This window comes from Bacillus sp. HMSC036E02, assembly GCF_001836235.1.
Lineage (GTDB): Bacteria > Bacillota > Bacilli > Bacillales > Bacillaceae_G > Bacillus_A > Bacillus_A cereus.
The window spans coordinates 1-26,159 of the sequence record NZ_KV827880.1 but is presented as its reverse complement, the minus strand read 5'-3'; the positions used below and the strand labels follow the sequence as shown (position 1 = coordinate 26,159).

Below are 26,159 nucleotides of genomic sequence, written 5' to 3'. Positions count from 1 at the left end.
TCGAAGCAAAAAGCGCTTCAAGGTCGAGAGCTCCAATGGCCTACGATTCTGAGCGAGCCGCTTGCGCTTTTAAATATAATTTGCGTTTTTTTGAGTAAGTACCATATACTATTTGTATTAGATACTAGGATGTAGAGGTGAATGATGTGTTAGATCGTTTGCAAGCTGTAGAAAATCGTTATGAGAAGTTAAATGAATTGTTAAGTGATCCAGCGATTATTAGTGATTCAAATAAGCTTCGTGAATATTCAAAGGAACAGTCTGATATACAGGAAACGGTAGAGGTGTATCGTGAGTATAAGGATGTTCGTGAGCAATTAAAAGATGCGAAAGCAATGTTAGAAGATAAGTTAGACGCAGAAATGCGTGAAATGGTAAAAGAAGAAGTTTCTGAGTTAGAATCACAAGATAAAACATTATCAGAGCGTCTGAAAATTTTACTTGTTCCAAAAGACCCTAATGATGATAAGAACGTTATCGTTGAGGTTCGTGGAGCTGCTGGTGGAGACGAGGCAGCTTTATTTGCTGGTGACTTATACCGTATGTATAGCCGTTACGCTGAGGTACAGGGCTGGAAAACGGAGATTATTGAGGCTAGCTATACAGAGTTAGGTGGATATAAAGAGATTATCTTTATGATTAATGGTAAAGGTGCTTTCGCGAAGCTGAAATTCGAGAATGGTGCTCACCGTGTCCAACGTGTTCCTGAAACGGAATCTGGTGGACGTATTCATACATCTACAGCAACTGTAGCTGTATTACCAGAGGCAGAAGAAGTAGAAATTGATATTCATGAGAAAGATGTTCGTGTTGATACATTCGCTTCTAGTGGACCTGGTGGACAGAGCGTTAATACAACGATGTCAGCGGTGCGTTTAACGCATTTACCGACTGGTGTAGTTGTATCTTGTCAGGATGAGAAATCACAGATCAAGAATAAAGAAAAAGCGATGAAAGTATTACGCGCACGTGTTTATGATAAGTTTAGACAAGAAGCGCAAGCTGAGTATGATCAAAACCGTAAACAAGCTGTTGGTACGGGAGATCGTTCAGAGCGTATTCGTACGTATAACTTCCCGCAAAACCGTGTTACAGACCATCGAATCGGTTTAACGATTCAAAAGCTAGATCAAATCTTACAAGGTAAGTTAGATGATTTCATCAATGCCTTAGTGATGGAAGATCAGGCTCAAAAGATGGAGGCAGCTGAGTAATGCGTGTCTATGAAGCCCTGAAATGGGCTTCTTCTTTTTTACAGGAAAATGGACGAGATGAAAATGCGGGAGAAATTGTCCTTTGTCATGTATTAAAGGTGAACAGAACAGGATTACTTATGAATATGCGTGAAGAAATAACTGAGGATCAAGAGAAAAGCTTTACGGAGTTTATCCACAAGCATGTAGAAGGTATTCCTATTCAATATATGATTGGTTATGAAATGTTTTATGGACGGTCTTTCTTTGTGAATGAAGAAGTATTAATACCAAGACCGGAAACAGAAGAGCTTATAGTGGGAGTATTAGAAAGAATCGAGCGCCATTTTGGTGATGAGAAACTACATGTAGCAGATATAGGTACAGGTAGTGGAACGATTTCTATTACGCTTGCTTTAGAAAATGAAAATCTTCATGTTTATACAGTAGATATTGCACAAGAGTCGATTGAAGTTGCAAAAGAAAATGCAAAAGCTTTAGGTGCAGAAGTAACGTTCTATCACGGTGATTTATTGTCACCATTTCATAAAACGGGTCAAAAGCTAGATGTTGTTGTTTCAAATCCTCCATATATACCGGAAGAGGATTGGCGTGGTCTTTCTCCTGTTGTGAAAGAGCATGAGCCGAAGAGAGCACTTGTTGGTGGTGAAGACGGATTAGATTTCTATCGCCGTTTTATGGAAGAATTGCCGAATGTGTTGCAGAAGAAAGCGATTGTGGCGTTTGAAATTGGAGTAGGACAAGGTGAGGATGTAAAAAGATTGTTACAACAAGCTTTTCCACATGCTCATGTTGAGGTTGTTTTCGATATTAACGGAAAAGATCGTATGGTATTTGCAGAGATGGAGTAAGGTTCACACCTTACTCTATTTTTTTGTGGAAAAATTCATATAGATTTTGAATTTAATAGTTTAGAAAGATGAAAGTCTGTCCACACTGTTTGTAGAAGGGACGGTGGAGGAAATGAAAAAACAAGTTATTGCTTATCTTCTTATACTATTAATTGGTGCACAGTTACTTGTGCAGTTTGGATATATGAAAGCTGATGCGAAAGGGCCTTCAGTTATTCCGAAAGAGGCCGTTCGATTACGAATTTTAGCAAATAGTGATTCAGATAAAGACCAGGCATTGAAACGTAAAGTGCGTGATGAAGTAAAAGCACAAATTGATGGGTGGGTAGCGGATTTAACTTCATTTGAAGAGGCACGCAAAGTAATTCAAAGTCATATTCCAGAAATCGAGAAAACGGTGGAAAATACGTTAAAAAGAGAAGGAAGTAAAGATTCATTTCAAGTGAAATTTAGTAAGAATGTAAAGTTTCCTACAAAGGTATACGGGAATTTTATTTATCCAGCAGGAGAATATGAAGCAGTATTAATCACAATTGGAGAAGGTGAAGGGGCGAACTGGTGGTGTGTATTATTTCCACCAATGTGTTTCTTAGATTTTTCGAGCGGGACAGCTGTAAGAAAAGAAGAGCACGTTGTGAAGGCGGAATCTCCTGAAGAGGAGCAGGTGAAACAACTAGATGAGGAAGTAATAGATAAAGAAGAGAAGAAAGTAGATAAGGTAAAAGAAACGAAAGCTGTAAAGCAGGAAGTAGTAAAAAAAGTAACAGCTTCTGAAAAGAAAGTAGTAAAAAATGAAACAAAAGTCGAAGAGCAGCCTGTAAGTAAAGAAGAAATGAAAACTGTGGAAAAAGTGGAGAAGCCTGTGGAGAAAAAACAAGAAAAACAAAATGAGTATGTAAAAGTAGAAGAGGAAGAAGAAAAGCCAGAAGTTAAATTGTTTATTGTAGAAGCTTTTACATCTTTATTCTCTAAATAGTACTATTAATAAATCCCTCTTCATATATAAAAATGAGGAGGGATTTATTATGAAGAAAGTGTATTTTGCTACGAAAGCAGATGTGGAAAGATTACATTCTTTTTTCGGACAAGCTAATAAAAAAGATGATAAAATAAATGAGTTGTACGCACAATTTATGATTTTGGAAGAGGCGGAAGAGATACGAGCTGTAATTGGTTATGAACAAAGTGGGGAAGATGTGCTTATTCGTTCTTGTTTATTCACACCTCATGTGGATAAACAGACTTTCTTATATTTTTTCGAAATGTTTTTGCAGTATATGAAAGAAAAAAGTGTTCAACAATTGTACTTACTAACAAATCATCCACAATCTGTACCGATCTTTCAATTTTTTGACTTTTTTACTATAGAAAAGGATGAGGTTCCAGAGGGAATTCAACAACTAGAACATTTTTGTAAAAATATAAAAGAGCAGAATGCAATAATACTAAATTGTCAGCTATTCACAAAGTTATCCACGGATTAATTAGGTTTATCCACATTTTGTGGATAAACCTTGTTTGTCTTTTGGATAAATCTCATAGTAAACTAAAAATATACAAGTATTTAAGGGTAGAAAAGGACGTGGAAAAAAATGCATACAAACATGTGGGTTGTGGATAATGTTGTGGAAAGAAAAAAATATTATCCACAGTTACAAGAAGCAGCAAAATTATTAAGAGAAAATGAGGCGGTGGCTTTCCCTACGGAAACAGTATATGGGTTAGGTGCAAATGCGATGGATGATGAAGCAATCGCGAAAATTTTCGAAGCGAAAGGAAGACCGAGTGATAATCCACTCATTGTCCATATAGGTACAAAATCTCAGTTAGATGGGATTGTGAAAGAAATTCCACCAGTTGCAGAGAAGTTAATGGCGCATTTTTGGCCAGGACCATTAACAATTATTTTGCCGAGAAAAGAAGGGATTTCACAGAAGGTGACGGCAGGACTTAATACGGTTGGAGTAAGAATGCCTGATCATCCAATTGCACTTGCTCTTATTGAAGAGGCGAATGTACCTGTTGCAGCACCAAGTGCGAATCGTTCAGGGCGTCCAAGTCCAACATTAGCTTCTCACGTATATGAAGATTTGAATGGGAAGATTGCAGGTATTGTTGATGGTGGTGCAACTGGAGTAGGCGTTGAATCAACTGTAATTGATTGTACAAGCGCGGTTCCAACAATATTACGTCCAGGTGGGATTACGAAAGAACAATTAGAAGCGGTGATAGGTACTGTTTCTTTAGATCCAGCTTTAAAGGATGAGAAGGAAAAACCGAAATCGCCTGGAATGAAATACACACATTATGCGCCGAAAGCACCACTTAGTATTGTTGAGGGTTCACGTGAGTTTATTCAGCATCTTGTGGATGAGAAAAAGGAAGAAGGATTTAAAGTAGGCGTATTAACGACAGAAGAGTATCAGCATGTATATAGTGCAGATGTTATATTATCTTGTGGTGTTAGAAGTGACTTAGCTAGTGTTGCGACTAAATTATATGATGTACTTAGAACATTTGATGCAAGTGAAGTGGATGTTATTTTTAGTGAGTCATTCCCTAATGAAGGAATAGGGAATGCAATTATGAATCGTTTAACAAAAGCGGCAGGACATCATATTATTATTGAATGATAAGGTAAGATTAGCAAACAGAATATTTCTCCTTGGATAAGCATATTGTGAAGTAGCACGTCCAAGGAGGGGCATGAATGACGTTTGAACAGCTAATACCTTTAATAATTATGGCATTCGCCTTAGGGATGGATGCGTTCTCGGTGAGTCTTGGTATGGGGATGATACCCCTAAAGTTAAGACAAATCCTGTATATTGGTATGACGATAGGGATATTTCATATTATTATGCCGTTTATAGGAATGGTACTAGGTCGTTTTTTATCAGAGAAGTATGGAGATATCGCACATTTTGCGGGTGCTATTTTATTAATCGGACTAGGGTTTTATATCGTATATTCGAGCATTTTACAAAATGAAGAGACTAGAACAGCCCCTATTGGAATTAGTTTATTCGTATTTGCATTTGGCGTCAGTATAGATAGTTTCTCAGTAGGACTTAGTCTTGGTATTTATGGGGCACAAACAATTATTACGATTTTACTTTTTGGATTTGTTAGCATGTTATTAGCGTGGATGGGTTTATTAATTGGGAGACATGCGAAAGATATGCTCGGTACATATGGTGAGATAGTAGGTGGTATCATTTTGGTTGGGTTTGGATTATATATCCTTTTTCCTATATAATTTTATGTAGGAGGGAATTATGAACAAGCTATTGGAATGGTATGTTAAATTTTTAACCTTCTATCCTCGATGGCTAAGAAGACTTATAATTTGGGGTATTATTTTGCAAATTTCGATGTTAGGTTGGATTAAGTTAATTCGTGAATGGTGAGATAGTTCCTTTCTGTGAATATTTTGTTTGTACTATATTTATTGCGCTAAAAATTACAGATATAGAAAGGATGAGATGAATGACGAGATTGAAGCAAGTTTTTGGTATTATTATTAGTTTTTTTGTTTTTTGGTTTAGTATGCTCGGTGTACAAATGTTTGCTGAGTTTTTAGATATTGAGTCATTGAAATTTGTTGCGGGAAAGACTGAGGCGGCGCGTGCCTTTTACTCTCCGTACCCGTTTTTAATTGTTTTTCTTATTACATTGCTTTCCCTATACTTCTTCGTAATTAAGCTAGGGAAGCCGAAAAAAGAGAAAATGCCTACTTTAGAGGAAAAGAAGGAAGAATTACAATGATAAAATCCCCTGCTAAAAAGCAGGGGATTTTATATTTGAGTGATGGGAGGAATCTAGCCGCCTTGCTTTTAAATATATCCAGCTCCAGCGACAAGCTCTTCGCATGAAGTGTCCTGCGATTCTGAACGAGCCGCTTCCGCTTTTAGATTGGCCTAACCAATTCAAATTGTTCTCCTAATTTTGCATAGTTGTGTCCTGCTAGGCGGCTTATTGGTTTGAGTCCTTCGGCGTGAATGCGCCCTTTTTCATATAGATGTTCGGCAACGTGGAAACGAACGACGCGTCCAATTAGTAGATCACAAGCTGGTGAGTCTTCCGTTCCGCCAAGTGGAATTGCACGTTCTAATACGCATTCCATTCGAATATTTGCTTCTTTTACACCTGGAACAGAGATGACTTCACTTTCGATTGGTGTTAGTTTTGCTAGTTCAATTTCACTTTCATTTGGCGGGAGGTTAGCTGCTGTTTCGTTAATTGCTGCTACATATGATTCGTCAGAAATATGTACGACAAATTCTCCTTTTTCAATTGCGTTTCGGGAAGTGTCCTTTCTTTCTCCGGCTTTTCGTTGTACAGATACTGAGATAAGTGGTGGATTAGCAGCGACAATATTGAAATAACTATATGGTGCTCCGTTTAGTACGCCTTCTTTTGTTACAGAAGTAACGAATGCGACAGGACGAGGGATGATACTTCCAGTAAGTAATTTGTAATTATCTTTTTCAGTTTGTTCATTTGGATTAATGGATAACATGCTTGTAATCCCCTTTCTAAATATGAATACTTATTGTTTGTTTACAAGATAACGATGAGAAAATCCTGCTGGAAATAATATTTTGTTTCATAAAAAGAACTTACTTCAATTGTAATGAAGTAAGTTCTTTTTTCAAGAATCTCAAATTTGAGATAAAAATTAAAGTAAAACGTATGCGCCAGGTCCGATTAAAGCTACACCAACAGCGACAGCGATTAACATTAAGTTATATTCATATCCGTTTTGTGTTACCCAGTAACCATTTTTTCCGTGAACAGTGAAGATAGCCATTAACATTGTTCCAACGATAAATAATGAACCAACTACAATGAAAATACCTGATGCAAATAAGAAACCACCTAGTAATTCAGTTGCGCCAGCCATAAATGCCATAAATACACCAGGACGTAAACCGATTGACTCCATCCAGCCACCTGTTCCTTTTAAACCGTAACCGCCGAACCAACCAAATAATTTTTGAGCGCCATGACCCATGAATGTAATTCCTATAATAAGACGAATAATAAGTAGACCGAAATCCATCATTTTTAAAAACCTCCTAAAAGTTATTAACTTACCTTACGTAAGTAATAATAAAATAGTTACTTACTTTAGTCAAGTGGATTTTGAAAAAAGTTTGAATTAAATTTTACAAATTAACAACAAAAAATAAAATGTAGTAAAGACCTCTAGACAAGTTGGGCAAAAAAAGAGAAAATATAAATAGAAGTTAACTTCTATTTGTTATTCAGACAATCAGAATTGACTGGAATTTTGTGAAGCGCTACAATAAGAGTCTATTAGTAATGACGTAATTTATTTCGAAAGCGTTTTTACAGTATAATATTCGAAGTATGAAGTCTTACATGTATCCCGAGCTTTACTAGGGATTGCCCTATAAACTTTTAGGTAAATTATAAGGAGGACTATCCTATGTTTAAAAAATTATTCGGTCTTGGTTCAAAAACAAATGAAGAAACAATCGTAGCTCCATTAACTGGAGCAGTGAAAAATATTGAAGAAGTACCAGATCCAGTATTTGCTGGTCGTATGATGGGTGACGGTGTTGCAATCGATCCTACTGAAGGTGTAGTTGTATCTCCAGTTGATGGTGAAATCGTACAATTATTCCACACAAAACATGCTATCGGAATTAAAGCGAAAAACGGTACAGAAATTTTAATCCACGTTGGATTAGAAACTGTAAAAATGGAAGGCGAAGGTTTCGAAGCTCACGTTTCTGAAGGCCAAGCTGTAAAAGCTGGAGATAAATTAATCTCATTCGACTTAGAATTAATCCGTGAAAAAGCGAAAAGCACAATTACTCCAATTGTTATTACAAACACAGATGCAGCTGAGTCTATTAAGACAACTGTAGGCGTAGCAGCTACAAAAGGTTCAACAGAAGTAATGAAAGTTACAATGAAATAATTGCAATATAAGAGGAATCCGTTTCGTATGAAATGGATTCCTTATTTTTGTTGCGTGTTCAGTATGTATGTTAAAATACTCTAGGCACTTGGAAATAGGGTTTCACATATATGTGGATAAGGCGCATTTTTCTTAGAAAAAATATAAGAGAAATGCGCCTTTTGTATATTCACATTTCTTTTGTTCTATTCTAATGTAAGTTATGATGAATGGTAAGAAATCGAATATAGGGGTGGGTTTGAATGAAACGAGTGTTATTTGTTTGTACTGGCAATACATGTCGTAGTCCAATGGCTGAGGCGTTGCTTCGTCATCACGGAGGAGATAAGTTTGAAGTGCAATCTGCTGGTGTTTTCGCCTATCCTGGGAGCGATGCATCGGTACATGCGAAGGAAGCTTTAGCTGAAAAAGGAATTTTAATTGATCATGCGGCGCAGCAAATAAATGAAACTTTGCTTGATTGGGCTGATATTGTCGTAACGATGACAGAAAACCATAAGCAAATTGTACTTGGGCATTATCCGAGCGTTGAAAAGAAATTAAATACATTATATGGATTAACTGAAGGTATAGGCAAGGACATTTCAGATCCATTTGGAGGCTCGCTTTCTATTTATAAAGAAACGTTAGATGAGATGGAAAAACTTGTACAAACTTTACTGAAAAAACATTCAGTAGGTTGATGTTTCGTGTATAATACGATATTGGAGATCACTTCTTCCTATGTGAGGTAGCGAGTGTGAAATGAAGATAATTGATTGAAACTTTGGAGGGGTAAAAATGAAAGTAGTAATAGCATCTGATCACGGCGGTATGAATATCCGCAAAGAACTTGTAAGTTTATTAGAAGAGTTAAATATTGAATATATTGATTTAGGTTGTGAATGTGAAGCTGGTTCTGTTGATTACCCTGACTTTGCGTTTCCAGCAGCTGAAATGGTAGCGAATGGTGAAGTAGATCGTGGTATTTTAGTTTGTGGGACAGGCATTGGTATGTCAATCGCAGCAAACAAAGTAAATGGTATCCGTTGTGCGTTAGTTCATGATACTTTCAGCGCGAAAGCAACGAGAGAGCATAATGACACTAACATGCTAGCGATGGGTGAGCGTGTAATTGGTGCTGGTCTAGCGCGTGATATCGCGAAAATCTGGTTAACAACTGACTATGAAGGTGGTCGTCACGAAAACCGTGTAGGAAAAATTAAAACATACGAAACAAAGTAATAGATTCTAACTATCAGTAGTGTGAAATATAATTTGGTGAACCAACCTGTGAAAGGAAGAGGCGTAATGACAGAAATCGTAAAGGTAAGAGAACAGCTACAAATGTCGCTTTCTGATTTCCAAGAACAAGCTTCATTACAAAGCGGTCAAATTTTTGTAGTGGGTTGTAGCACGAGCGAAGTGCTAGGCGAAAGAATTGGAACATCAGGAACGATGGAAGTAGCAGAGGCGATTTTCTCTGAGTTAAAACAATTTCAAGAGCAAACAGGTATTGAATTAGCGTTTCAATGTTGTGAGCATTTAAACCGTGCTTTAGTAGTTGAGAGAGAAGTAGCGATAAAATATCAATTTGAAATTGTAACAGTTACGCCTGTTAGATCAGCAGGTGGTGCATTGGGGACATACGCGTATCACAATTTGAAAGATCCGGTAGTAGTTGAGTTTATTAAAGCTGATGCAGGAATGGATATTGGTGATACATTTATCGGTATGCATTTAAAGCATGTAGCTGTTCCGGTTCGTACAAGTGTGAAGGAAATTGGAAGTGCGCATGTAACGATGGCCAAAACACGTGGAAAACTAATTGGTGGAGCACGTGCTGTCTATGCGGCAGTGGAAGAGACTACCACTTGCCGTTAAATATGAGAAATTAGGAAGTCATATAGTAACTGTTTATCATAAGATAAAAGGTATGTTGTCTGACTTTATAATAGAAGAAAGAAAAGACCGATTTTCGGTCTTTTTTTTCTTTTATGATATAGAAAGTCATGTTAGAATGTAGTTGAAAACATGAAGGTTCGAAAGAATTACAACCTGAATTTTCGTTTTTTCTGAATAAATAAGAAAAAACTGTTGGGAATCGATGTAATTCGTTCAGAAAAGGGGGATTTTGGTGGATCATTTAAAACGTCAAGATGAAAAGGTATTTGCTGCAATTGAGGCAGAACTAGGAAGACAGCGTTCAAAGATTGAGTTAATTGCTTCGGAAAACTTCGTAAGTGAAGCAGTGATGGAGGCACAAGGTTCTGTTTTAACGAATAAGTATGCTGAAGGATATCCTGGAAAACGTTACTATGGTGGCTGTGAACACGTAGACGTAGTAGAAGATATCGCACGTAATCGCGTGAAAGAAATTTTCGGCGCAGAGCACGTAAATGTTCAACCACACTCTGGTGCACAAGCGAACATGGCAGTATACTTTACGATTTTAGAGCAAGGCGATACAGTACTTGGTATGAACTTATCTCATGGTGGTCACTTAACACACGGAAGCCCTGTTAACTTCAGTGGAGTACAATATAATTTCGTAGAATATGGCGTGGATGCTGACTCTCACCGTATTAATTACGATGATGTATTAGCAAAAGCGAAAGAACATAAACCAAAATTAATCGTTGCAGGTGCAAGTGCATACCCTCGTGTTATCGATTTCAAGCGATTCCGTGAGATTGCAGATGAAGTGGGCGCTTATTTAATGGTTGATATGGCACATATCGCTGGTTTAGTAGCTGCTGGTTTACACCCAAATCCAGTACCACATGCACATTTCGTTACAACGACAACACATAAAACGTTACGTGGTCCGCGTGGTGGTATGATTTTATGTGAAGAGCAATTTGCAAAACAAATTGATAAATCAATCTTCCCTGGTATTCAAGGTGGTCCACTTATGCACGTAATCGCTGCAAAAGCTGTTGCATTTGGTGAAGCACTTCAAGAGGATTTCAAAACATATGCACAAAATATCATTAACAATGCGAACCGCTTAGCTGAAGGTCTTCAAAAAGAAGGACTTACACTTGTTTCTGGCGGAACAGACAATCACTTAATCTTGATTGATGTTCGTAACTTAGAAATCACAGGTAAAGTAGCAGAGCACGTATTAGATGAAGTTGGTATTACAGTGAACAAAAATACAATTCCATTTGAAACAGCAAGCCCATTTGTAACAAGTGGTGTACGTATCGGTACAGCAGCTGTAACATCTCGTGGTTTCGGTTTAGAAGAAATGGATGAAATTGCGTCACTTATTGCTTATACATTAAAAAATCATGAAAATGAAGCTGCATTAGAAGAAGTACGTAAGCGTGTAGAAGCGTTAACTAGCAAATTCACAATGTATCCAAATCTATAATAGATTGAAGAAGACTGCTGAGACTTAATTGTTTTGGCGGTCTTTTTTGTGGACATATATTATTTTTAAAGTATGTATACAAATGATGAATAAATTTTGGCGATATAATGAAGGATACAGCTCCCATAATTGGTAAAGATACTAGATAGATTCATCGTAAAATCATGATTTTGCCAAATTTGCCCTTGAATATTAGTAGCGTTTTCTTTACAATCGTAAATAGTGTAAAAAAGCGTGCAAACGCATGAATATCATCTAAAGGAGAGATTCACATGGGAAAACTGTATGTATTTGATCACCCGTTAATTCAACATAAGATTACATATATTCGCGATAAGAATACAGGTACGAAAGATTTTCGTGAATTAGTGGACGAAGTAGCAAGCTTAATGGCTTTCGAAATTACTCGCGACCTTCCACTTAAGGACATTGAAATTGAAACACCTGTAAGCAAAGCGACAACAAAAGTGATCGCTGGTAAAAAACTTGGTTTAATTCCGATTTTACGTGCAGGTTTAGGAATGGTTGATGGAATTCTGAAATTAATTCCAGCAGCAAAAGTAGGACACGTTGGTTTATACCGTGACCCTAAAACATTGCAACCGGTAGAATACTATGTGAAACTTCCAACGGATGTAGAAGAGCGTGACTTTATCGTACTAGATCCGATGCTAGCAACAGGTGGTTCTGCGGCTGAAGCAATTAACTCTCTGAAAAAGCGCGGTGCGAAACAAATTAAATTAATGTGTATCGTTGCAGCTCCAGAAGGGGTAAAAGTAGTACAAGAAGAACATCCTGATGTTGATATTTATGTAGCAGCATTAGATGAGAAATTAAATGACCACGGATATGTAGTACCAGGTCTTGGTGATGCTGGTGACCGTTTATTCGGAACGAAGTAAGACAACTGACGAGCAGGGGAGATTCCCCAGCTCGTCTTTTTTGTTGTAAGCAAGTAGGGGAGGGGGAGAGGATAAATATACATCGTATATACAACATAAGTTGCATACACCTCACATATAATATAGAAGTCTTACGTCTGAGGAACACTATATTATGGAAGAAAAGCGTTATATCTCGAAAATATAATAGTGACAAACTTGTGAACATTTCCTTCTATTTATAAAGAGAAAACTGTTAGAAATTGCATATATGTAACCAGTATTTAGAAGGGGAACGTTTTCATTTTTGGGAGGAAATGCCTAATACTCAAATTTTTAGATTTTTTACGATTTCTCGTTGACACTGTTAATACCCTATTGTATGCTAACAACGGGGATAGATGGTAGGGCTTTCAGTGACAAAATTACATCTATTCCGTGACGAAAATGTAAACTTTTTGTTTTGTATAGGATTTATGCAAAAAAATGAGTTATTATTAACACATCGTGAATGAGGGTTACATATTGGAGGGATGAATCCTTGCAAAAAAACGATCGCAGCCATATAAAAGCTTATGCTTTAATGTCAGGTATTCTTGCTCAATTAGTCGGTTCTATTCTTGTTGGAATCTTTGGTGGGCAGTGGATTGATAATAAGGTTGGAACGTTTCCGTTGTTTCTTATTATAGGGTTATTACTCGGACTAGGAACAGGGGTATACGCAATGATTCGACTCATTCGACATTACTATTCGGGAGAGCAATGATGATAGACGTACATGGACTTGTCCAAAGACAAAAGAAATATATGTACTACTTGCTTGCGCTTCTAGTGCTAGGATGGGGATTTACCTCTTACAAGGATGTATTTCTTGGACTGATTATCGGGACGATTTTCAGTTTTCTTAGTTTGCGCATCATTGCACGTAGAACAGACAAGCTGCTAGATCGCGTAACAAATGGAGAAAACGTGAAGTTCAAGGCAACAGCGGTAAGTACATATTCAAGATTCGCCACGATTGGGTTATTAATTTTATTTGCAGCCAAATATCAAGAGTTAATCGCGATGTGGGGCCTAGGTGTAGGATTGCTGACAGGATACCTTGTCATGATCATAGATTTTCTTTATTTAGAGTATAAGAGCAGGGAAGAGAGGTGAATTACTAGTGGAACACGGTAAATTAGTTGAATTTCTAGGTTTAACGTTCGATTTGTCATCAGTTATGATGGTTACTGTAGCAGCAGTTATTGTTTTCTTAATCGCTGTTATCGGAACTCGCAGCTTAGCTCTTCGCCCAACCGGGATGCAAAACTTCATGGAATGGGTGTTTGACTTCGTGAAAGGGATTATCAATAGTACGATGGACTGGAAAACAGGTGGACGTTTCTTAACGCTTGGCGTTACGCTTATCATGTTTATCATCGTATCGAACTTCCTTGGTTTACCATTCATGTATTCAGCAACTGAAGCTGGCGAACATATTGCATGGTGGAGATCACCAACGTCTGATCCAGCAGTTACATTAACATTAGCCGTGATGGTAGTTACCCTCACCCATTATTATGGAATTAAGATGAAGGGTACGAAAGAGTACGTAAAAGGTTATTTCCAGCCTATGAAATTCTTATTCCCATTAAAGGTTATTGAGGAGTTTGCTAACACATTAACGTTAGGTCTTCGTTTATTTGGTAACATTTATGCAGGTGAGATCTTATTAGGATTACTTGCTAAGTTGGGCGGAGCATCAGTCCTTGGGGCATTAGGTGCGCTTGTACCAATGTTAGCATGGATGGGATTCAGTGTATTCGTTGGATCAATCCAAGCATTTATTTTCGTTATGTTAACGATGGTTTATATGGCTCATAAAGTAAGCCATGACCATTAATATAATTTAAGTAAGAAAAAATTTATTTTTTTATAATACAAAGGAGGACAAATTAAATGAGTTTAGGTGTAATCGCAGCTGCAATTGCAATTGGTTTATCAGCATTAGGTGCAGGTATTGGTAACGGTCTTATCGTATCACGTACAATCGAAGGTGTTGCTCGTCAACCAGAATTAAAAGGCGCACTTCAAACAATTATGTTCATCGGGGTTGCTTTAGTTGAGGCACTTCCAATCATCGGTGTAGTTATTGCATTCATCGTAATGAACAAATAAGGGAGACTCCCCTTACATAGATGGCGAAGAGTGTTTTTCCGAACTTTCTTCGCCATTGCTTTATGAATGAAACGTATGTCTTTTTTTTTCATATGATCAATTTAGATATTTTGAAGGGAGTGAATCCTTGTGCCAACTTTATTATTAGGTGCTGCCATTCCATTTGGAACGATTGCTTATACATTGTTCATTTTCTTACTTCTATTAGTAATGCTACGCAAATTTGCGTGGGGTCCTTTAATGGGAATTATGAAAGAACGTGAAGAGCATGTTACTAATGAAATCGACGCTGCAGAAAGAAGTAATGCTGAGGCGAAGAAATTAGTAGAAGAACAACGTGAAATGTTAAAACAATCACGTGTTGAAGCACAAGAGTTAATCGAAAGAGCGAAAAAGCAAGCTGTAGATCAAAAAGATGTTATTGTTGCTGCTGCGAAAGAAGAAGCAGAATCAATTAAAGCATCTGCTGTACAAGAAATTCAACGCGAAAAAGAGCAAGCAATTGCTGCTTTACAAGAACAAGTTGCTTCTTTATCTGTTCAAATTGCTTCTAAAGTAATTGAAAAAGAGTTAAAAGAAGAAGATCAAGTGAAGTTAATTCGCGATTATATTAAAGAAGTAGGAGAAGCGCGATGAGCAATGGGATTGTAGCAAAACGTTATGCTGTCGCTCTTTTTAAAATTGCTAAAGAAAAACACGTATTAGAAATGTTTGAAGAGGAATTACGCCTTGTACAAAACGTTTATGTAAAGAACGGAGAACTACATAGCTTTTTAACGCAACCGAACATTTCAAAGGAACAAAAGAAAACGTTTCTTGCAAACGTATTCGGATCTGTTTCTGAATCTATTTTAAATACGTTATATATTTTAATTGATAACAAACGCATTGATATCTTACCTGAAATTGCAGATGAATATGTTGTTCTTGCTAATGAAGAACGTAACGTAGCGGACGCAACTGTATATTCTACTCGTCTTCTATCAGAAGAAGAGAAGCTTAACATTGCAGAAGCATTTGCGAAGAGAACAGGAAAAGATGCAATTCGCGTGAAAAATGTTGTAGATGAAGATTTACTAGGCGGCATTAAAGTACGTATTGGAAATCGCATTTATGACGGAAGTTTACAAGGAAAATTAGCACGTATTCAGCGTGAATTAATGAAGAATAGATAGGGGTGAAGCACATGAGCATCAGAGCTGAAGAAATTAGCGCACTGATAAAGCAACAAATCGAGAACTATCAGTCTGAAATCGAAGTTAGTGATGTTGGTACAGTTATCCAAGTTGGTGACGGTATCGCGCGTGCTCATGGTCTTGATAACGTTATGGCTGGTGAACTTGTAGAGTTCTCTAACGGCGTTATGGGACTAGCACAAAACTTAGAGGAAAACAACGTAGGTATTATCATTTTAGGACCTTACACAGAAATTCGTGAAGGTGACGAAGTTCGTCGTACTGGTCGCATCATGCAAGTACCGGTAGGAAAAGAACTAATTGGTCGTGTTGTAAACCCATTAGGTCAACCAGTTGATGGTTTAGGCCCAATCAATACAACAAACACTCGTCCAATCGAAAGTCCAGCACCAGGTGTAATGGATCGTAAATCTGTTCATGAGCCACTTCAAACAGGTATTAAAGCGATCGATGCTCTTGTACCAATTGGCCGTGGTCAACGTGAGTTAATCATTGGTGACCGTCAAACTGGTAAAACAGCGGTTGCACTTGATACAATCATTAACCAAAAAGATGAAGATATGATTTGTATCTATGTAGCAATTGGACAAAAAGAATCAACTGTACGTAACGTAGTAGAAACACTACGTAAGCACGGTGCATTAGAGTACACAATCGTTGTAACTGCATCTGCTTCTCAACCAGCTCCATTATTATACCTAGCTCCTTACGCTGGTGTAACAATGGGTGAAGAGTTCATGTACAATGGTAAACACGTATTAGTAGTATATGATGACTTATCAAAACAAGCAGCGGCTTACCGTGAGCTGTCATTACTATTACGTCGTCCTCCAGGTCGTGAAGCTTACCCAGGGGATGTATTCTACTTACATTCTCGCTTATTAGAGCGTGCAGCAAAATTAAGTGATGCAAAAGGCGGCGGTTCTTTAACTGCACTACCTTTCATCGAAACACAAGCAGGGGACGTATCAGCATACATCCCAACAAACGTAATTTCTATTACGGATGGACAAATCTTCTTACAATCTGACCTATTCTTCTCTGGCGTACGTCCAGCGATCGATGCGGGTACTTCTGTATCTCGTGTAGGTGGATCTGCTCAGATTAAAGCAATGAGTAAAGTATCAGGTACACTTCGTCTTGACCTTGCATCTTACCGTGAGTTAGAAGCGTTCGCTCAGTTCGGTTCTGACCTTGATAAAGCAACTCAAGCGAAATTAAACCGTGGTGCTCGTACTGTTGAGGTATTAAAACAAGGATTACACAAACCGTTACGTGTAGAGAAACAAGTTATCATTCTTTACGCTTTAACACGTGGATTCCTAGATGATATCCCAGTAGTAGATATCACTCGTTTTGAAGAAGAATTCCATGCTTGGTTAGATTCTAATGCGACTGACTTATTAGAAGAAATCCGCACAACTAAGAAACTTGCGGATGACGACAAATTTGCAGCAGCAATCAATGGATTTAAAAAAGTATTTGTAGCTTCTGAATAATAAAAGCGGAAGCGGCTCGTTCTGAATGTGAGGGGGATGGAGCTTCTGACGAAGAGGCGGTGTTTGCCTCGTAGGAAGAAGTGAAGCCACCGAGCATTCAAGCCGCTGGAGCTAGATAGTATATATAAAAGGCATCTCGGGCTCTGAGATTGCTAAAGGTCATGTAAAGGAAAAGAGTAGGTGCACCTATTCTTTTCCTTCAATCATGAGCAAGAATATCTTGCAACGTAGATTAGGAAGAGGATTCTTACTAATCGTGCCAACTTCCGGAAAAAAGGTGGTGAAAACCTGTGGCATCTTTACGCGATATAAAAGCGAAGATTAACTCGACAAAGAAAACGAGTCAAATTACGAAAGCGATGGAGATGGTATCTGCATCTAAGTTAAACCGTGCAGAGCAAAATGCTAAATCTTTCGTTCCGTATATGGAAAAGATTCAAGAAGTAGTAGCGAGCATTGCGCAAGGAAGCAAAGGGATTAATCATCCAATGCTAAATGCGCGTCCTGTAAAGCGTACAGGATACATCGTTATTACGTCTGATCGCGGACTAGCAGGTGGTTATAACAGTAACGTATTACGTACAGTAAGTAACGTAATTCGTGAACGTCATAATATGGATTCAAACCAATATTCTATTATTGTGCTTGGACGACTAGGACGTGATTATTTAAAACGTCGCGGCTTTAACATTATTGATGAAGTAGTTGGATTATCTGACCACCCATCATTTACTGATATTAAAGACCTTGCTTCTCGAGCAATTGCGATGTTCGCAGATGGTGCTTATGATGAGCTGTACATCTACTACAACCATTACGTAAGTAAAATTTCACAAGAGGTAACGGAAAATAAAATTTTACCGCTTACTGATGTGGCGTCTGACAAACCGACGACAGCTTATGAATTCGAACCTTCTGAAGAAGAAATTTTAAAAGTACTATTGCCACAATACGCAGAAAGCTTAGTGTACGGTGCATTACTAGACGGTAAAGCAAGTGAACACGCAGCGCGTATGACAGCAATGAAGAGTGCTACAGACAACGCAATGGAAGTTATCGATTCACTTACACTTTCATTCAACCGTGCGCGTCAGGCAGCGATTACGCAAGAAATTACGGAAATCGTTGGTGGAGCAGCAGCGTTAGAATAGTATTAAAAGGCGGAAGCGGTTCGTTCAGAATGAGAGGGGGATGGAGCTTTTGACGTAGAGGCGATTTGTGCCTCGTAGGAAAAAGCGAAGCCACCGAACATTCTAACCGCTGGAGCTGGATTCAATAAAAAGTGTAGGTGGCTTGCTCAGAAGGGGAGGGCATTGGAACTCCTGACAAAGAGGTGTTCTTTGCCTCGTAGGAAGGGGTGAAATGACCGACCCTTCTAGCCACCGGAGCTAGATTCAATAAAAGGCGGAAGCGGCTCTGTCAAAAGAGTCGCGTAAGCTATAAACCAATAAAAAATTAAAAGCTAGCTGCTCGTAGAAAGTTGGCTAATTAAAAGAAAGCTAGGAGGGAACCCGATGAATAAAGGGCGCGTTACGCAAATCATGGGTCCGGTTGTAGACGTTAAGTTTGATGGCGGAAAGCTACCAGAAATCTACAACGCCCTTACGGTAAAACAAAGCAACGAAAACGGAAGTATTAACTTAACATTTGAAGTTGCACTTCATTTAGGTGATGATACAGTTCGTACAGTTGCGATGTCTTCCACAGATGGACTTGTTCGTGGCACAGAAGTAGAAGATACTGGTAAACCAATCTCTGTACCAGTTGGTGATGTAACACTTGGTCGCGTATTTAACGTATTAGGTGATGCAATTGACTTAGATGGTGAGGTTCCTGCAGATGTACATCGTGATCCAATTCACCGTCAAGCACCTGCATTCGAAGAATTATCTACTAAAGTAGAAATTCTTGAAACTGGTATTAAAGTAGTAGACTTACTTGCTCCTTACATTAAGGGTGGTAAGATCGGCCTATTCGGTGGTGCCGGCGTAGGTAAAACAGTATTAATTCAGGAATTAATTAACAACATCGCACAAGAGCACGGTGGTATCTCTGTATTCGCTGGTGTAGGTGAGCGTACTCGTGAGGGTAATGACTTATACCACGAAATGAGCGATTCTGGCGTAATCAAGAAAACTGCGATGGTATTCGGACAAATGAACGAGCCACCTGGAGCACGTCAACGTGTTGCATTAACAGGTTTAACAATGGCTGAGCATTTCCGTGATGAGCAAGGACAAGACGTACTTCTGTTCATCGATAACATCTTCCGTTTCACGCAAGCGGGTTCTGAAGTATCTGCCCTTCTTGGTCGTATGCCATCTGCGGTAGGTTACCAACCAACACTTGCAACAGAAATGGGTCAATTACAAGAGCGTATTACATCTACAAATAAAGGGTCTATCACGTCTATCCAAGCGGTATATGTACCAGCCGATGACTATACTGACCCAGCACCAGCTACAACGTTCGCTCACTTAGATGCAACAACAAACTTAGAGCGTCGTTTAACGCAAATGGGTATTTACCCAGCCGTAGATCCATTAGCATCTACATCTCGTGCACTTTCTCCAGAAATCGTAGGAGAAGAACATTATGAAGTAGCTCGTCAAGTACAGCAAACTTTACAACGTTATAAAGAGCTTCAAGATATCATCGCTATCTTAGGTATGGATGAGTTATCTGAAGAAGATAAGTTAGTTGTACATCGTGCTCGTCGTATTCAATTCTTCTTATCTCAAAACTTCCACGTAGCTGAGCAGTTTACAGGTCAAAAAGGTTCTTACGTACCTGTAAAGAATACAGTTAGTGGTTTCAAAGAAATTCTAGAAGGAAAATATGATGACCTTCCAGAAGATGCATTCCGCTTAGTAGGTGGCATTGAAGAAGTTATTGAAAACGCGAAGAAAATGATGGCGTAAGGCCTTAGGAGGGACGAAGTATGAAGACATTTCCAGTCAGTATTGTAACTCCTGATGGACCGGTTTACGAAAAAGAAGTAGAAATGGTAAGTGTAAAAGCAGAGAGTGGGGAAATGGGGATCTTACCAGGTCACATTCCAACTGTTGCACCATTAAAAATTAGTGCAGTTCGTCTGAAAAATGGTGGACACACTGATTATGTAGCAGTAAGCGGTGGCTTTATCGAAGTTCGTCCAGATAAAGTGACTGTATTATCATCATCTGCTGAAGAAGCAAACCATATCGATATCCATCGCGCAAATGAAGCGAAGCGTCGCGCTGAGCAACGTCTGCAAGATAAACAAGCACATGTTGACTTTAAACGTGCAGAAATGGCATTACAACGTGCCGTGAACCGTTTAAACGTTTCCGATATGAAGTGAAAAAATCCGTAAGGGCTTTGCCTTTACGGATTTTTTTTTGTGTATTTTATGGATAATTTTACAAAACTGGTATAATTATATTGATGCTTGTATAAGTAGAAGTGTACAACAATTTATATTTCATAAAGGGGATGAATCAATGATTGGTGAAATGAAGCGAGAAGCATTGTACTCTTTAAAGGGAAAATGGGGACTAGGTGTTGGATCAACAATTTTATATTTTATTTTAAGTTATGTCGTTTCGATGGCTGCAATGCTTATACTATTAATTCCAGGAATTATTATATTTCTCTTATTTGCTGGTCTAGCAGGTTCACTTGAAGGGCAAACAATATCAAATGGAGCAAGTGTTACATTCGGGATTTTTTATTGCATTATGATAATTTTGAGTAGCGCATCGTATGGGATTACATCATACGGTTATACAAATGTATTTTTACAGATCAGTAAACGAGAAGATGCTAAAGTAGATTACTTATTTGAAGGATTTCGTGGCTTTAAAAGAATGATGAAAACAATGTGGGCAATGCTTGCAATTTTATTATATACAGGTACATGGATTCCGATATTGTTAGTAGCCTTATTTGCATTTTTTGGTGAAGAAGGAAATGCGTCGTTTGCTATTGCTATCTGTGTACTACTAGCAATTTCAATTGTTGGTATGATTGTGATGTATTTTTCTTATGCACTGACGTACTATGTGATGATTGAAAATCCAGAATATAGTGTTTCGCAGGCGATGAAGGAAAGTAAGAATCTTATGAAGGGTCATAAGTTAGATTTGTTTCTTTTATGGCTGAGCTTCATAGGATGGGCTATTTTAGCGCTTCTTACTTTTGGAATAGGATTTCTTTGGCTTAGTCCGTATATGAGTACGACGACAGCACACTTTTATCGCTATATTTCAAAAGGTGAATTTCAATAGTAACATGCTATACTAATAGAATTATTGTGTATAGGAGGCGAGGCTACGCATGATTAGTGATTTAAAAGGAGAAGCACTAGATTCATTAGAAGGGAAATGGGGATTAGCTGTTGGAGCTACACTACTCATTTCAATTCTTATCACGGCTTTTAGTTTTAGTGTTGATTGGGGATTTTCTTTAATTTTCGGTTGGCAAAAAACAAATGGTTCACTTTCAACGAATATTCTTACATTTTTTGTTACTGGACCGTTAACTTTAGGTGGATATTACCTTGGTTTAAATATCCTTCGTGAAAAGCAAGCTAGTATTGGTAATATATTCATTTGGTTTTCAGAGGGAAAGAGATTTCTAAAATCATTTTTATTATATTTATTAGTAAATCTTTATCTTTTCTTATGGACGTTATTGTTCATTATTCCAGGTATTATTAAATCTTTTTCTTATGCGATGACATACTTTATTATAAACGATCATCCTGAGTATTCACTGAACCAAGCTATTACAGAAAGTCGTCGTATGATGGATGGACATAAGATGGAGTATTTCATTTTATGTTTAAGTTTTATTGGCTGGTTTATATTAAGTTGTATTACATTAGGAATTGGATTCCTGTGGTTAATTCCATATTTCTATACGACATCTGCAGCTTTTTACGAAGAGATCGCAGAAGAATATTATGAGAAAAATATTTAGCATTATAAAATCCCCAGTATGAATTATTTGTTCATACTGGGGGTTTTTTGTAGAAATTTTATAAACTGATTACTAGTAAGTGGTTTACTGAAATAGTAACCTTGCATATATTTACAGTTATGTTTTTGCAGAAACTTAAGCTGTTTTTCGGTTTCAATTCCTTCGGCAACGACTGAAAGATTTAAAGTATTTGCGAGGGAAAGTATTGTAGAAACGATGGCTCGTTCTTCAGGACGATGATCAGCTAATTGTGTAAATTCTCTCGGTACTTTTAATGTGTCGATTGGAAAAATTGATAAATAAGCAAGAGAAGAATACCCAGTACCGAAGTCATCAATGGAAGTTTGGATACCGTATTCTTTTAATTGCTTCAGTCTTAATAACGTTTCTTTCTCGTCAATCATTGCAATCCTTTCTGTTAACTCAAGGGTTACATATTTTGGATCGACTTGCACGTCGTTTAATATTTGTGAAATGCTTTCAATTAATTGATCTTGCCGGAACTCTTTTGCGGATAGATTAACACTTATTTTTAAATTTTGGTAGCCAAAGGTATGCCATATTTTTAATTGGAGACAAGCTTCTTGTAATACCCAATGTCCAAGTGGGACTACTTGTGGCGTCTCTTCTACAATTGGAATAAATTCACATGGTGAAATGTCACCTAATAGTGGGTGTTTCCAACGTATTAAAGCTTCAGCACCGATAATTTTATTTGTTGTCGTATCAATTTGTGGTTGGTAAACGAGATAAAATTCTTTGTTTACTAAAGCGATGGGCAAATCTTTTTCAATTCGAGCTTTTCGTTCCATTTTTTTATATAGTTCTTTCGTGTAAAGAGAGCTACCGTTTTTTCCTTTATTCTTTGCTTCGTACATGGCCATATCAGCATGCTGCAAAATGGATAGCGCATCTTCACCTGCTTCAGGATATATTGCAATTCCGATGCTCGGTGAGATTTGTAAATGTTGATTTTCGATTTCAAATGGCTCATTCATGGCCGCTACAATCATATCAGCTATTTTTTGGACATCTGGCTTTTTTTTGTAATTCTCGATAAGGATTGTGAACTCATCCCCAGCTAGCCGCGCGAGTTTCATATTTGATGTTGCTATTCTTTCGAGCCTTTTTGCTACTGCGATGAGCAATAGGTCTCCTACTCGATGACCGAGGGTATCATTAATAACTTTAAAACGGTCTAGGTCGAGAAACATAACAGCAAAAGGCTTTTTCGATATTTTTGCTCGCGCAATTGCCTGTTCTAAATGTTGATGAAATGCACGTCGATTTGCAAGCTCTGTTAAAGTATCATGGTATGCTAGGAAATTAATTTGTTCTTGTTGTTGTTTGCTTTCCGTAATATCTTTAATCATTAAATAAACCCCAGAAATTTTCTCCTTTAAAAAGATCGGTACGGCGGTAACGTGCAAGTAGTAAATATCTCTGTTTTTATGGTACGCCCGTATTTCTAAAGAGATAGAATGCCCCTTTTTCACGCGATGAAAGGCGTTAATCATTTCTTCTAAATCTTCTTCGTATATGAGTGAATAGTAAGGCTGGTTTAATAATTCATTCGTTTGATAACCGAGTAAAGTAGTACCAGCGTTATTTACTTTGAGAAAATTACCGTACAAATCTAATGTGAAGATTGGATCTGGATGATGCTCGTATAAAGATTTAAACATTTGTTGATTATGATAGAGTTCATTTTTCTGTTCTACTAAATCTTCTGTACGTAGTTTAATTTGTTTCTCGAGTTCTGAGTTGAATTGCATTTGAGCAATCAATAATATTTTATTTTGTTTTCGAACTAAACTATGACGTATGAGAACGAAGGAGAAAGTTATTATAAGTCCGATTACTATAATAGGCGCAAAAACGTATTCAACTAATATGAAAACAATAAGCATTACTACCGAAATATACGGTAATGATAATCGGATTGATTCACCAATTTTAGGTGTTAGTAGTACTTGTTCTTGTTTTTCAGGCTTTTTTGTATGGAGAATACAGGCGATTGCTACTAACACTAAGGTTACTTGATAGAAAGGAGTAACTGTAAACATAGAATACTCTGGTATGAAGTATTTTATATACGCATAAATCGCATCTGTAGTAGCATATAAAATTAAAGCACTGCCAAGAAGTGCACCGACCTTTTTAGGTAATAAGGATAGTGGTTTGAATAAAAGGTTGATTCCTATTAAGAGAAAGAGTAAATCAGCCATTGGATAGGTAAGTTGAACAAATATGTCGATATAGGATGTTGTAAAGATATGAATAGTTCGTTCAATAAGTAAGTAGTAACTTAAAGTAAATTGGGCTGTAACGATAATACAAATATCACATAGCATAAAAAGTTTTTCTAATAAATCTCGGTTATAAATGATTTCGTATAGAAAGGCAAACGTAAAGCTAAATAAAAAAAGTAAGTAAAAAAAGTCAGATGGATCAACGAACGTATAGAAGTCCTTTACAATTAAACGCTGATAGGCAACGACTATATCACCGATAAAATAAGAGAGAGCTCCAACAGATAATATGATCCAAAATAAACGAGATAGCCCTTCTTTCATGTTTGAAAAATAAAGTATATAACTACAAGCGATAATATCAATTAATAGGGTACTCGTTCCGATTAATAGCTGAAAAGAAAATGAGTATTCATATAGAAAAGGCATCGCTACATAGTGAAGCGTTATAGACAGCAATACAATGCTTATAAGAATACTTACATGTGTTTGTTTTTTCATTTATATCACCTACGGTTTCTTGAAAAGCATATATAAGTTTATATTTATTTTGCACAATTATAGCAAGTTGTAAAGATAGATTTTAATAATTCTTGTTTCTGCCTCCCAACATATCGACATAGGAATTTGAAGTTTGCTATAATGGTTAGAATAGTTGCATTATTTAGAAAAATTTAAAAATAATAATTACTGCAACTAGGACATATTGTTTACTATGTGAACTTGTTCTTAATTTAGGGGGGAGGGTTTCACAATGGCAAGTGTATATGAAAATAGTTATATGATCGTTTTGATTTTCTTGCTATTAGGTATATTGCTGCCGGTAGTGGCTCTTACATTAGGAAGGATGCTGCGCCCAAATAAACCAAGTGCAGCAAAGGCGACGACGTATGAGAGTGGAATTGAGCCTTTTCATGATGCAAATATTCGGTTTCATGCTCGTTATTATATTTTCGCTTTATTGTTTGTGATCTTTGATGTAGAAACTTTATTTTTATATCCTTGGGCTGTTGCGTATGACAAGCTAGGTTTATTTGCATTAATTGAAATGCTCATCTTTGTTGTAATGTTGCTAGTTGGATTAGCGTATGCTTGGAAAAAGAAGGTGTTACAATGGTTATAAATTTTGAGGAATTACATCCAAATGAGCGAGCAGAATTAGAACGAAATATCTTTTTTTCTACATTGGAACAGTTGAAAGGATGGGCGAGGAGCAATTCTTTATGGCCGATGACATTCGGACTGGCGTGCTGTGCAATTGAAATGATGGGAGTAGGCTCATCACATTATGATTTAGATCGATTTGGGTCATTTTTTCGGACTTCACCAAGGCAATCGGACGTCATGATTGTATCGGGAACGGTAACGAAGAAGATGGCTCCTATTGTTCGGCGCTTATATGATCAAATGCCCGAACCGAAATGGGTTATTGCGATGGGATCTTGTGCAACAGCAGGTGGTCCGTATGTAAATTCATATGCTGTTGTGAAAGGTGTAGACCAAATTGTACCAGTTGATGTGTATATTCCTGGTTGTCCCCCAAATCCAGCTGCTTTAATTTATGGAATTAATAAATTAAAAGAAAAAATTCGTTACGAAGCAAAGACCGGGAAGCAGGTGACGAATAAATGAGCAATCCAAATAAAGATTTAGAGGAGCTGAAAAAAGAAGCAGCTAGGCGTGCAAAAGAAGAAGCGAGAAAACGCCTTGTAGCGAAACACGAGGCGGAAATAAGTGAGCTTGAGGAAGAAGATCAAGAAAAAGAGAAAGCGCTACCAAAAAACGATGATATTACTATAGAAGAAGCAAAAGCGGCAGCGTTAGCGAAGCAGA

General features: G+C 37.5%; 32 protein-coding genes and 1 pseudogene. 30 read left to right on the top strand and 3 right to left on the bottom strand.

All coding sequences use genetic code 11. The annotated features are described in order from the left end of the window. Positions 1-146 precede the first annotated feature (146 nt). From prfA to HMPREF2590_RS26255, 8 genes are all read left to right on the top strand, one after another. The gene (gene prfA / locus HMPREF2590_RS26285; protein ID WP_000887064.1) at positions 147-1,214 is read left to right on the top strand and encodes a peptide chain release factor 1; all 1,068 of its coding nucleotides are present in this window, start codon (positions 147-149) and stop codon (positions 1,212-1,214) included. Continuing rightward, positions 1,214-2,065 (top strand): peptide chain release factor N(5)-glutamine methyltransferase, encoded by an 852-nt coding sequence (gene prmC, locus HMPREF2590_RS26280; RefSeq protein ID WP_001267058.1) that lies wholly within the window; start codon positions 1,214-1,216, stop codon positions 2,063-2,065. The genes prfA and prmC overlap by 1 nt, the downstream gene beginning before the upstream one ends. Positions 2,066-2,177: 112 nt before the next feature. Continuing rightward, complete coding sequence (gene spoIIR / locus HMPREF2590_RS26275; RefSeq protein ID WP_002097913.1) at positions 2,178-3,041, top strand: stage II sporulation protein R; 864 nt, start codon at positions 2,178-2,180, stop codon at positions 3,039-3,041. A 49-nt stretch (positions 3,042-3,090) separates the two neighbouring features. Then, positions 3,091-3,549, top strand: coding sequence for a GNAT family N-acetyltransferase (locus tag HMPREF2590_RS26270; protein ID WP_000758437.1), 459 nt, complete (start codon positions 3,091-3,093; stop codon positions 3,547-3,549). A 108-nt stretch (positions 3,550-3,657) separates the two neighbouring features. Beyond that, on the top strand, positions 3,658-4,698 hold the full coding sequence (locus HMPREF2590_RS26265) for an L-threonylcarbamoyladenylate synthase (protein ID WP_000557359.1): 1,041 nt from the start codon (positions 3,658-3,660) through the stop codon (positions 4,696-4,698). A 77-nt stretch (positions 4,699-4,775) separates the two neighbouring features. Further along, complete coding sequence (locus tag HMPREF2590_RS26260; RefSeq protein ID WP_000142463.1) at positions 4,776-5,324, top strand: manganese efflux pump MntP; 549 nt, start codon at positions 4,776-4,778, stop codon at positions 5,322-5,324. Positions 5,325-5,343: 19 nt separating this feature from the next. After that, on the top strand, positions 5,344-5,475 hold the full coding sequence (locus HMPREF2590_RS30985) for a hypothetical protein (RefSeq protein WP_001037636.1): 132 nt from the start codon (positions 5,344-5,346) through the stop codon (positions 5,473-5,475). 79 nt (positions 5,476-5,554) lie between these two features. After that, the gene (locus HMPREF2590_RS26255; RefSeq protein WP_000197472.1) at positions 5,555-5,833 is read left to right on the top strand and encodes a DUF3935 domain-containing protein; all 279 of its coding nucleotides are present in this window, start codon (positions 5,555-5,557) and stop codon (positions 5,831-5,833) included. 142 nt (positions 5,834-5,975) lie between these two features. Here HMPREF2590_RS26255 and HMPREF2590_RS26250 read toward each other — a convergent pair whose 3' ends face one another. Next, on the bottom strand, positions 5,976-6,587 hold the full coding sequence (locus tag HMPREF2590_RS26250) for a flavin reductase family protein (RefSeq protein ID WP_000949054.1): 612 nt from the start codon (positions 6,585-6,587) through the stop codon (positions 5,976-5,978). A 159-nt stretch (positions 6,588-6,746) separates the two neighbouring features. Continuing rightward, complete coding sequence (locus HMPREF2590_RS26245; RefSeq protein WP_000968616.1) at positions 6,747-7,133, bottom strand: DoxX family protein; 387 nt, start codon at positions 7,131-7,133, stop codon at positions 6,747-6,749. 387 nt (positions 7,134-7,520) lie between these two features. Here HMPREF2590_RS26245 and HMPREF2590_RS26240 point away from each other — a divergent pair, with 387 nt between their 5' ends. From HMPREF2590_RS26240 to HMPREF2590_RS26150, 19 genes are all read left to right on the top strand, one after another. Continuing rightward, positions 7,521-8,018 carry a PTS sugar transporter subunit IIA gene (locus tag HMPREF2590_RS26240; RefSeq protein WP_000473665.1) on the top strand — a complete coding sequence of 166 codons (498 nt, stop codon included), beginning with the start codon at positions 7,521-7,523 and terminating at the stop codon, positions 8,016-8,018. Positions 8,019-8,260: 242 nt separating this feature from the next. Then, positions 8,261-8,701: a low molecular weight protein arginine phosphatase gene (locus HMPREF2590_RS26235; protein ID WP_000832368.1), complete on the top strand. Its 441-nt coding sequence runs from the start codon at positions 8,261-8,263 to the stop codon at positions 8,699-8,701. 97 nt (positions 8,702-8,798) lie between these two features. Further along, positions 8,799-9,242 (top strand): ribose 5-phosphate isomerase B, encoded by a 444-nt coding sequence (rpiB, locus tag HMPREF2590_RS26230; RefSeq protein ID WP_000869542.1) that lies wholly within the window; start codon positions 8,799-8,801, stop codon positions 9,240-9,242. A 66-nt stretch (positions 9,243-9,308) separates the two neighbouring features. Then, positions 9,309-9,881, top strand: coding sequence for a TIGR01440 family protein (locus HMPREF2590_RS26225; RefSeq protein ID WP_000136379.1), 573 nt, complete (start codon positions 9,309-9,311; stop codon positions 9,879-9,881). A gap of 253 nt (positions 9,882-10,134) precedes the next feature. Further along, positions 10,135-11,376, top strand: a complete 1,242-nt coding sequence (gene glyA, locus HMPREF2590_RS26220; RefSeq protein WP_000349822.1) for a serine hydroxymethyltransferase — start codon at positions 10,135-10,137, stop codon at positions 11,374-11,376. Between the two features lie 272 nt (positions 11,377-11,648). Next, positions 11,649-12,278 carry a uracil phosphoribosyltransferase gene (upp, locus tag HMPREF2590_RS26215; protein WP_000517539.1) on the top strand — a complete coding sequence of 210 codons (630 nt, stop codon included), beginning with the start codon at positions 11,649-11,651 and terminating at the stop codon, positions 12,276-12,278. 380 nt (positions 12,279-12,658) lie between these two features. Next, the gene (locus tag HMPREF2590_RS26210) at positions 12,659-12,772 is read left to right on the top strand and encodes a DUF4024 domain-containing protein (RefSeq protein WP_000232962.1); all 114 of its coding nucleotides are present in this window, start codon (positions 12,659-12,661) and stop codon (positions 12,770-12,772) included. A gap of 26 nt (positions 12,773-12,798) precedes the next feature. After that, positions 12,799-13,023 carry an AtpZ/AtpI family protein gene (locus HMPREF2590_RS26205; RefSeq protein ID WP_001171223.1) on the top strand — a complete coding sequence of 75 codons (225 nt, stop codon included), beginning with the start codon at positions 12,799-12,801 and terminating at the stop codon, positions 13,021-13,023. Continuing rightward, positions 13,023-13,415 carry an ATP synthase subunit I gene (locus tag HMPREF2590_RS26200; protein WP_000567600.1) on the top strand — a complete coding sequence of 131 codons (393 nt, stop codon included), beginning with the start codon at positions 13,023-13,025 and terminating at the stop codon, positions 13,413-13,415. Before HMPREF2590_RS26205 ends, HMPREF2590_RS26200 begins: the two co-directional genes overlap by 1 nt. Positions 13,416-13,422: 7 nt before the next feature. Continuing rightward, the gene (gene atpB / locus HMPREF2590_RS26195; RefSeq protein ID WP_000399871.1) at positions 13,423-14,142 is read left to right on the top strand and encodes a F0F1 ATP synthase subunit A; all 720 of its coding nucleotides are present in this window, start codon (positions 13,423-13,425) and stop codon (positions 14,140-14,142) included. A 56-nt stretch (positions 14,143-14,198) separates the two neighbouring features. Further along, a complete protein-coding gene (gene atpE / locus HMPREF2590_RS26190; RefSeq protein WP_000052064.1) occupies positions 14,199-14,417 on the top strand; it encodes a F0F1 ATP synthase subunit C in 219 nt (72 codons plus the stop codon). Between the two features lie 129 nt (positions 14,418-14,546). Further along, on the top strand, positions 14,547-15,053 hold the full coding sequence (gene atpF, locus HMPREF2590_RS26185) for a F0F1 ATP synthase subunit B (protein WP_001142618.1): 507 nt from the start codon (positions 14,547-14,549) through the stop codon (positions 15,051-15,053). Continuing rightward, entirely contained in the window at positions 15,050-15,592 is a 543-nt protein-coding gene (gene atpH / locus HMPREF2590_RS26180) for a F0F1 ATP synthase subunit delta (RefSeq protein ID WP_000064683.1), read from the top strand. The genes atpF and atpH overlap by 4 nt, the downstream gene beginning before the upstream one ends. Before the next feature lie 11 nt (positions 15,593-15,603). Further along, the gene (gene atpA / locus HMPREF2590_RS26175; protein WP_000027518.1) at positions 15,604-17,112 is read left to right on the top strand and encodes a F0F1 ATP synthase subunit alpha; all 1,509 of its coding nucleotides are present in this window, start codon (positions 15,604-15,606) and stop codon (positions 17,110-17,112) included. Between the two features lie 290 nt (positions 17,113-17,402). After that, entirely contained in the window at positions 17,403-18,263 is an 861-nt protein-coding gene (gene atpG, locus HMPREF2590_RS26170) for a F0F1 ATP synthase subunit gamma (protein ID WP_000157696.1), read from the top strand. Positions 18,264-18,626: 363 nt separating this feature from the next. Further along, positions 18,627-20,033, top strand: coding sequence for a F0F1 ATP synthase subunit beta (gene atpD, locus HMPREF2590_RS26165; protein ID WP_001032593.1), 1,407 nt, complete (start codon positions 18,627-18,629; stop codon positions 20,031-20,033). A gap of 20 nt (positions 20,034-20,053) precedes the next feature. Beyond that, entirely contained in the window at positions 20,054-20,455 is a 402-nt protein-coding gene (gene atpC / locus HMPREF2590_RS26160; protein ID WP_000847211.1) for a F0F1 ATP synthase subunit epsilon, read from the top strand. Positions 20,456-20,492: 37 nt separating this feature from the next. Further along, on the top strand, positions 20,493-21,380 hold the full coding sequence (locus HMPREF2590_RS26155) for a DUF975 family protein (RefSeq protein ID WP_002097917.1): 888 nt from the start codon (positions 20,493-20,495) through the stop codon (positions 21,378-21,380). Positions 21,381-21,429: 49 nt separating this feature from the next. After that, entirely contained in the window at positions 21,430-22,074 is a 645-nt protein-coding gene (locus HMPREF2590_RS26150; protein ID WP_000622463.1) for a DUF975 family protein, read from the top strand. A 23-nt stretch (positions 22,075-22,097) separates the two neighbouring features. Here HMPREF2590_RS26150 and HMPREF2590_RS26145 read toward each other — a convergent pair whose 3' ends face one another. Further along, complete coding sequence (locus HMPREF2590_RS26145) at positions 22,098-24,827, bottom strand: putative bifunctional diguanylate cyclase/phosphodiesterase (RefSeq protein ID WP_000745003.1); 2,730 nt, start codon at positions 24,825-24,827, stop codon at positions 22,098-22,100. A 253-nt stretch (positions 24,828-25,080) separates the two neighbouring features. Between HMPREF2590_RS26145 and nuoA the strand changes: the two genes are divergently transcribed. From nuoA to HMPREF2590_RS26130, 3 genes and pseudogenes are all read left to right on the top strand, one after another. Beyond that, a complete protein-coding gene (nuoA, locus tag HMPREF2590_RS26140) occupies positions 25,081-25,449 on the top strand; it encodes an NADH-quinone oxidoreductase subunit NuoA (protein WP_000179273.1) in 369 nt (122 codons plus the stop codon). After that, the gene (nuoB, locus tag HMPREF2590_RS26135; protein ID WP_000236331.1) at positions 25,440-25,958 is read left to right on the top strand and encodes an NADH-quinone oxidoreductase subunit NuoB; all 519 of its coding nucleotides are present in this window, start codon (positions 25,440-25,442) and stop codon (positions 25,956-25,958) included. The genes nuoA and nuoB overlap by 10 nt, the downstream gene beginning before the upstream one ends. Further along, a pseudogene (locus HMPREF2590_RS26130) lies at positions 25,955-26,159 on the top strand (NADH-quinone oxidoreductase subunit C); the annotation flags it as partial. The gene nuoB and the pseudogene HMPREF2590_RS26130, both read left to right, overlap by 4 nt.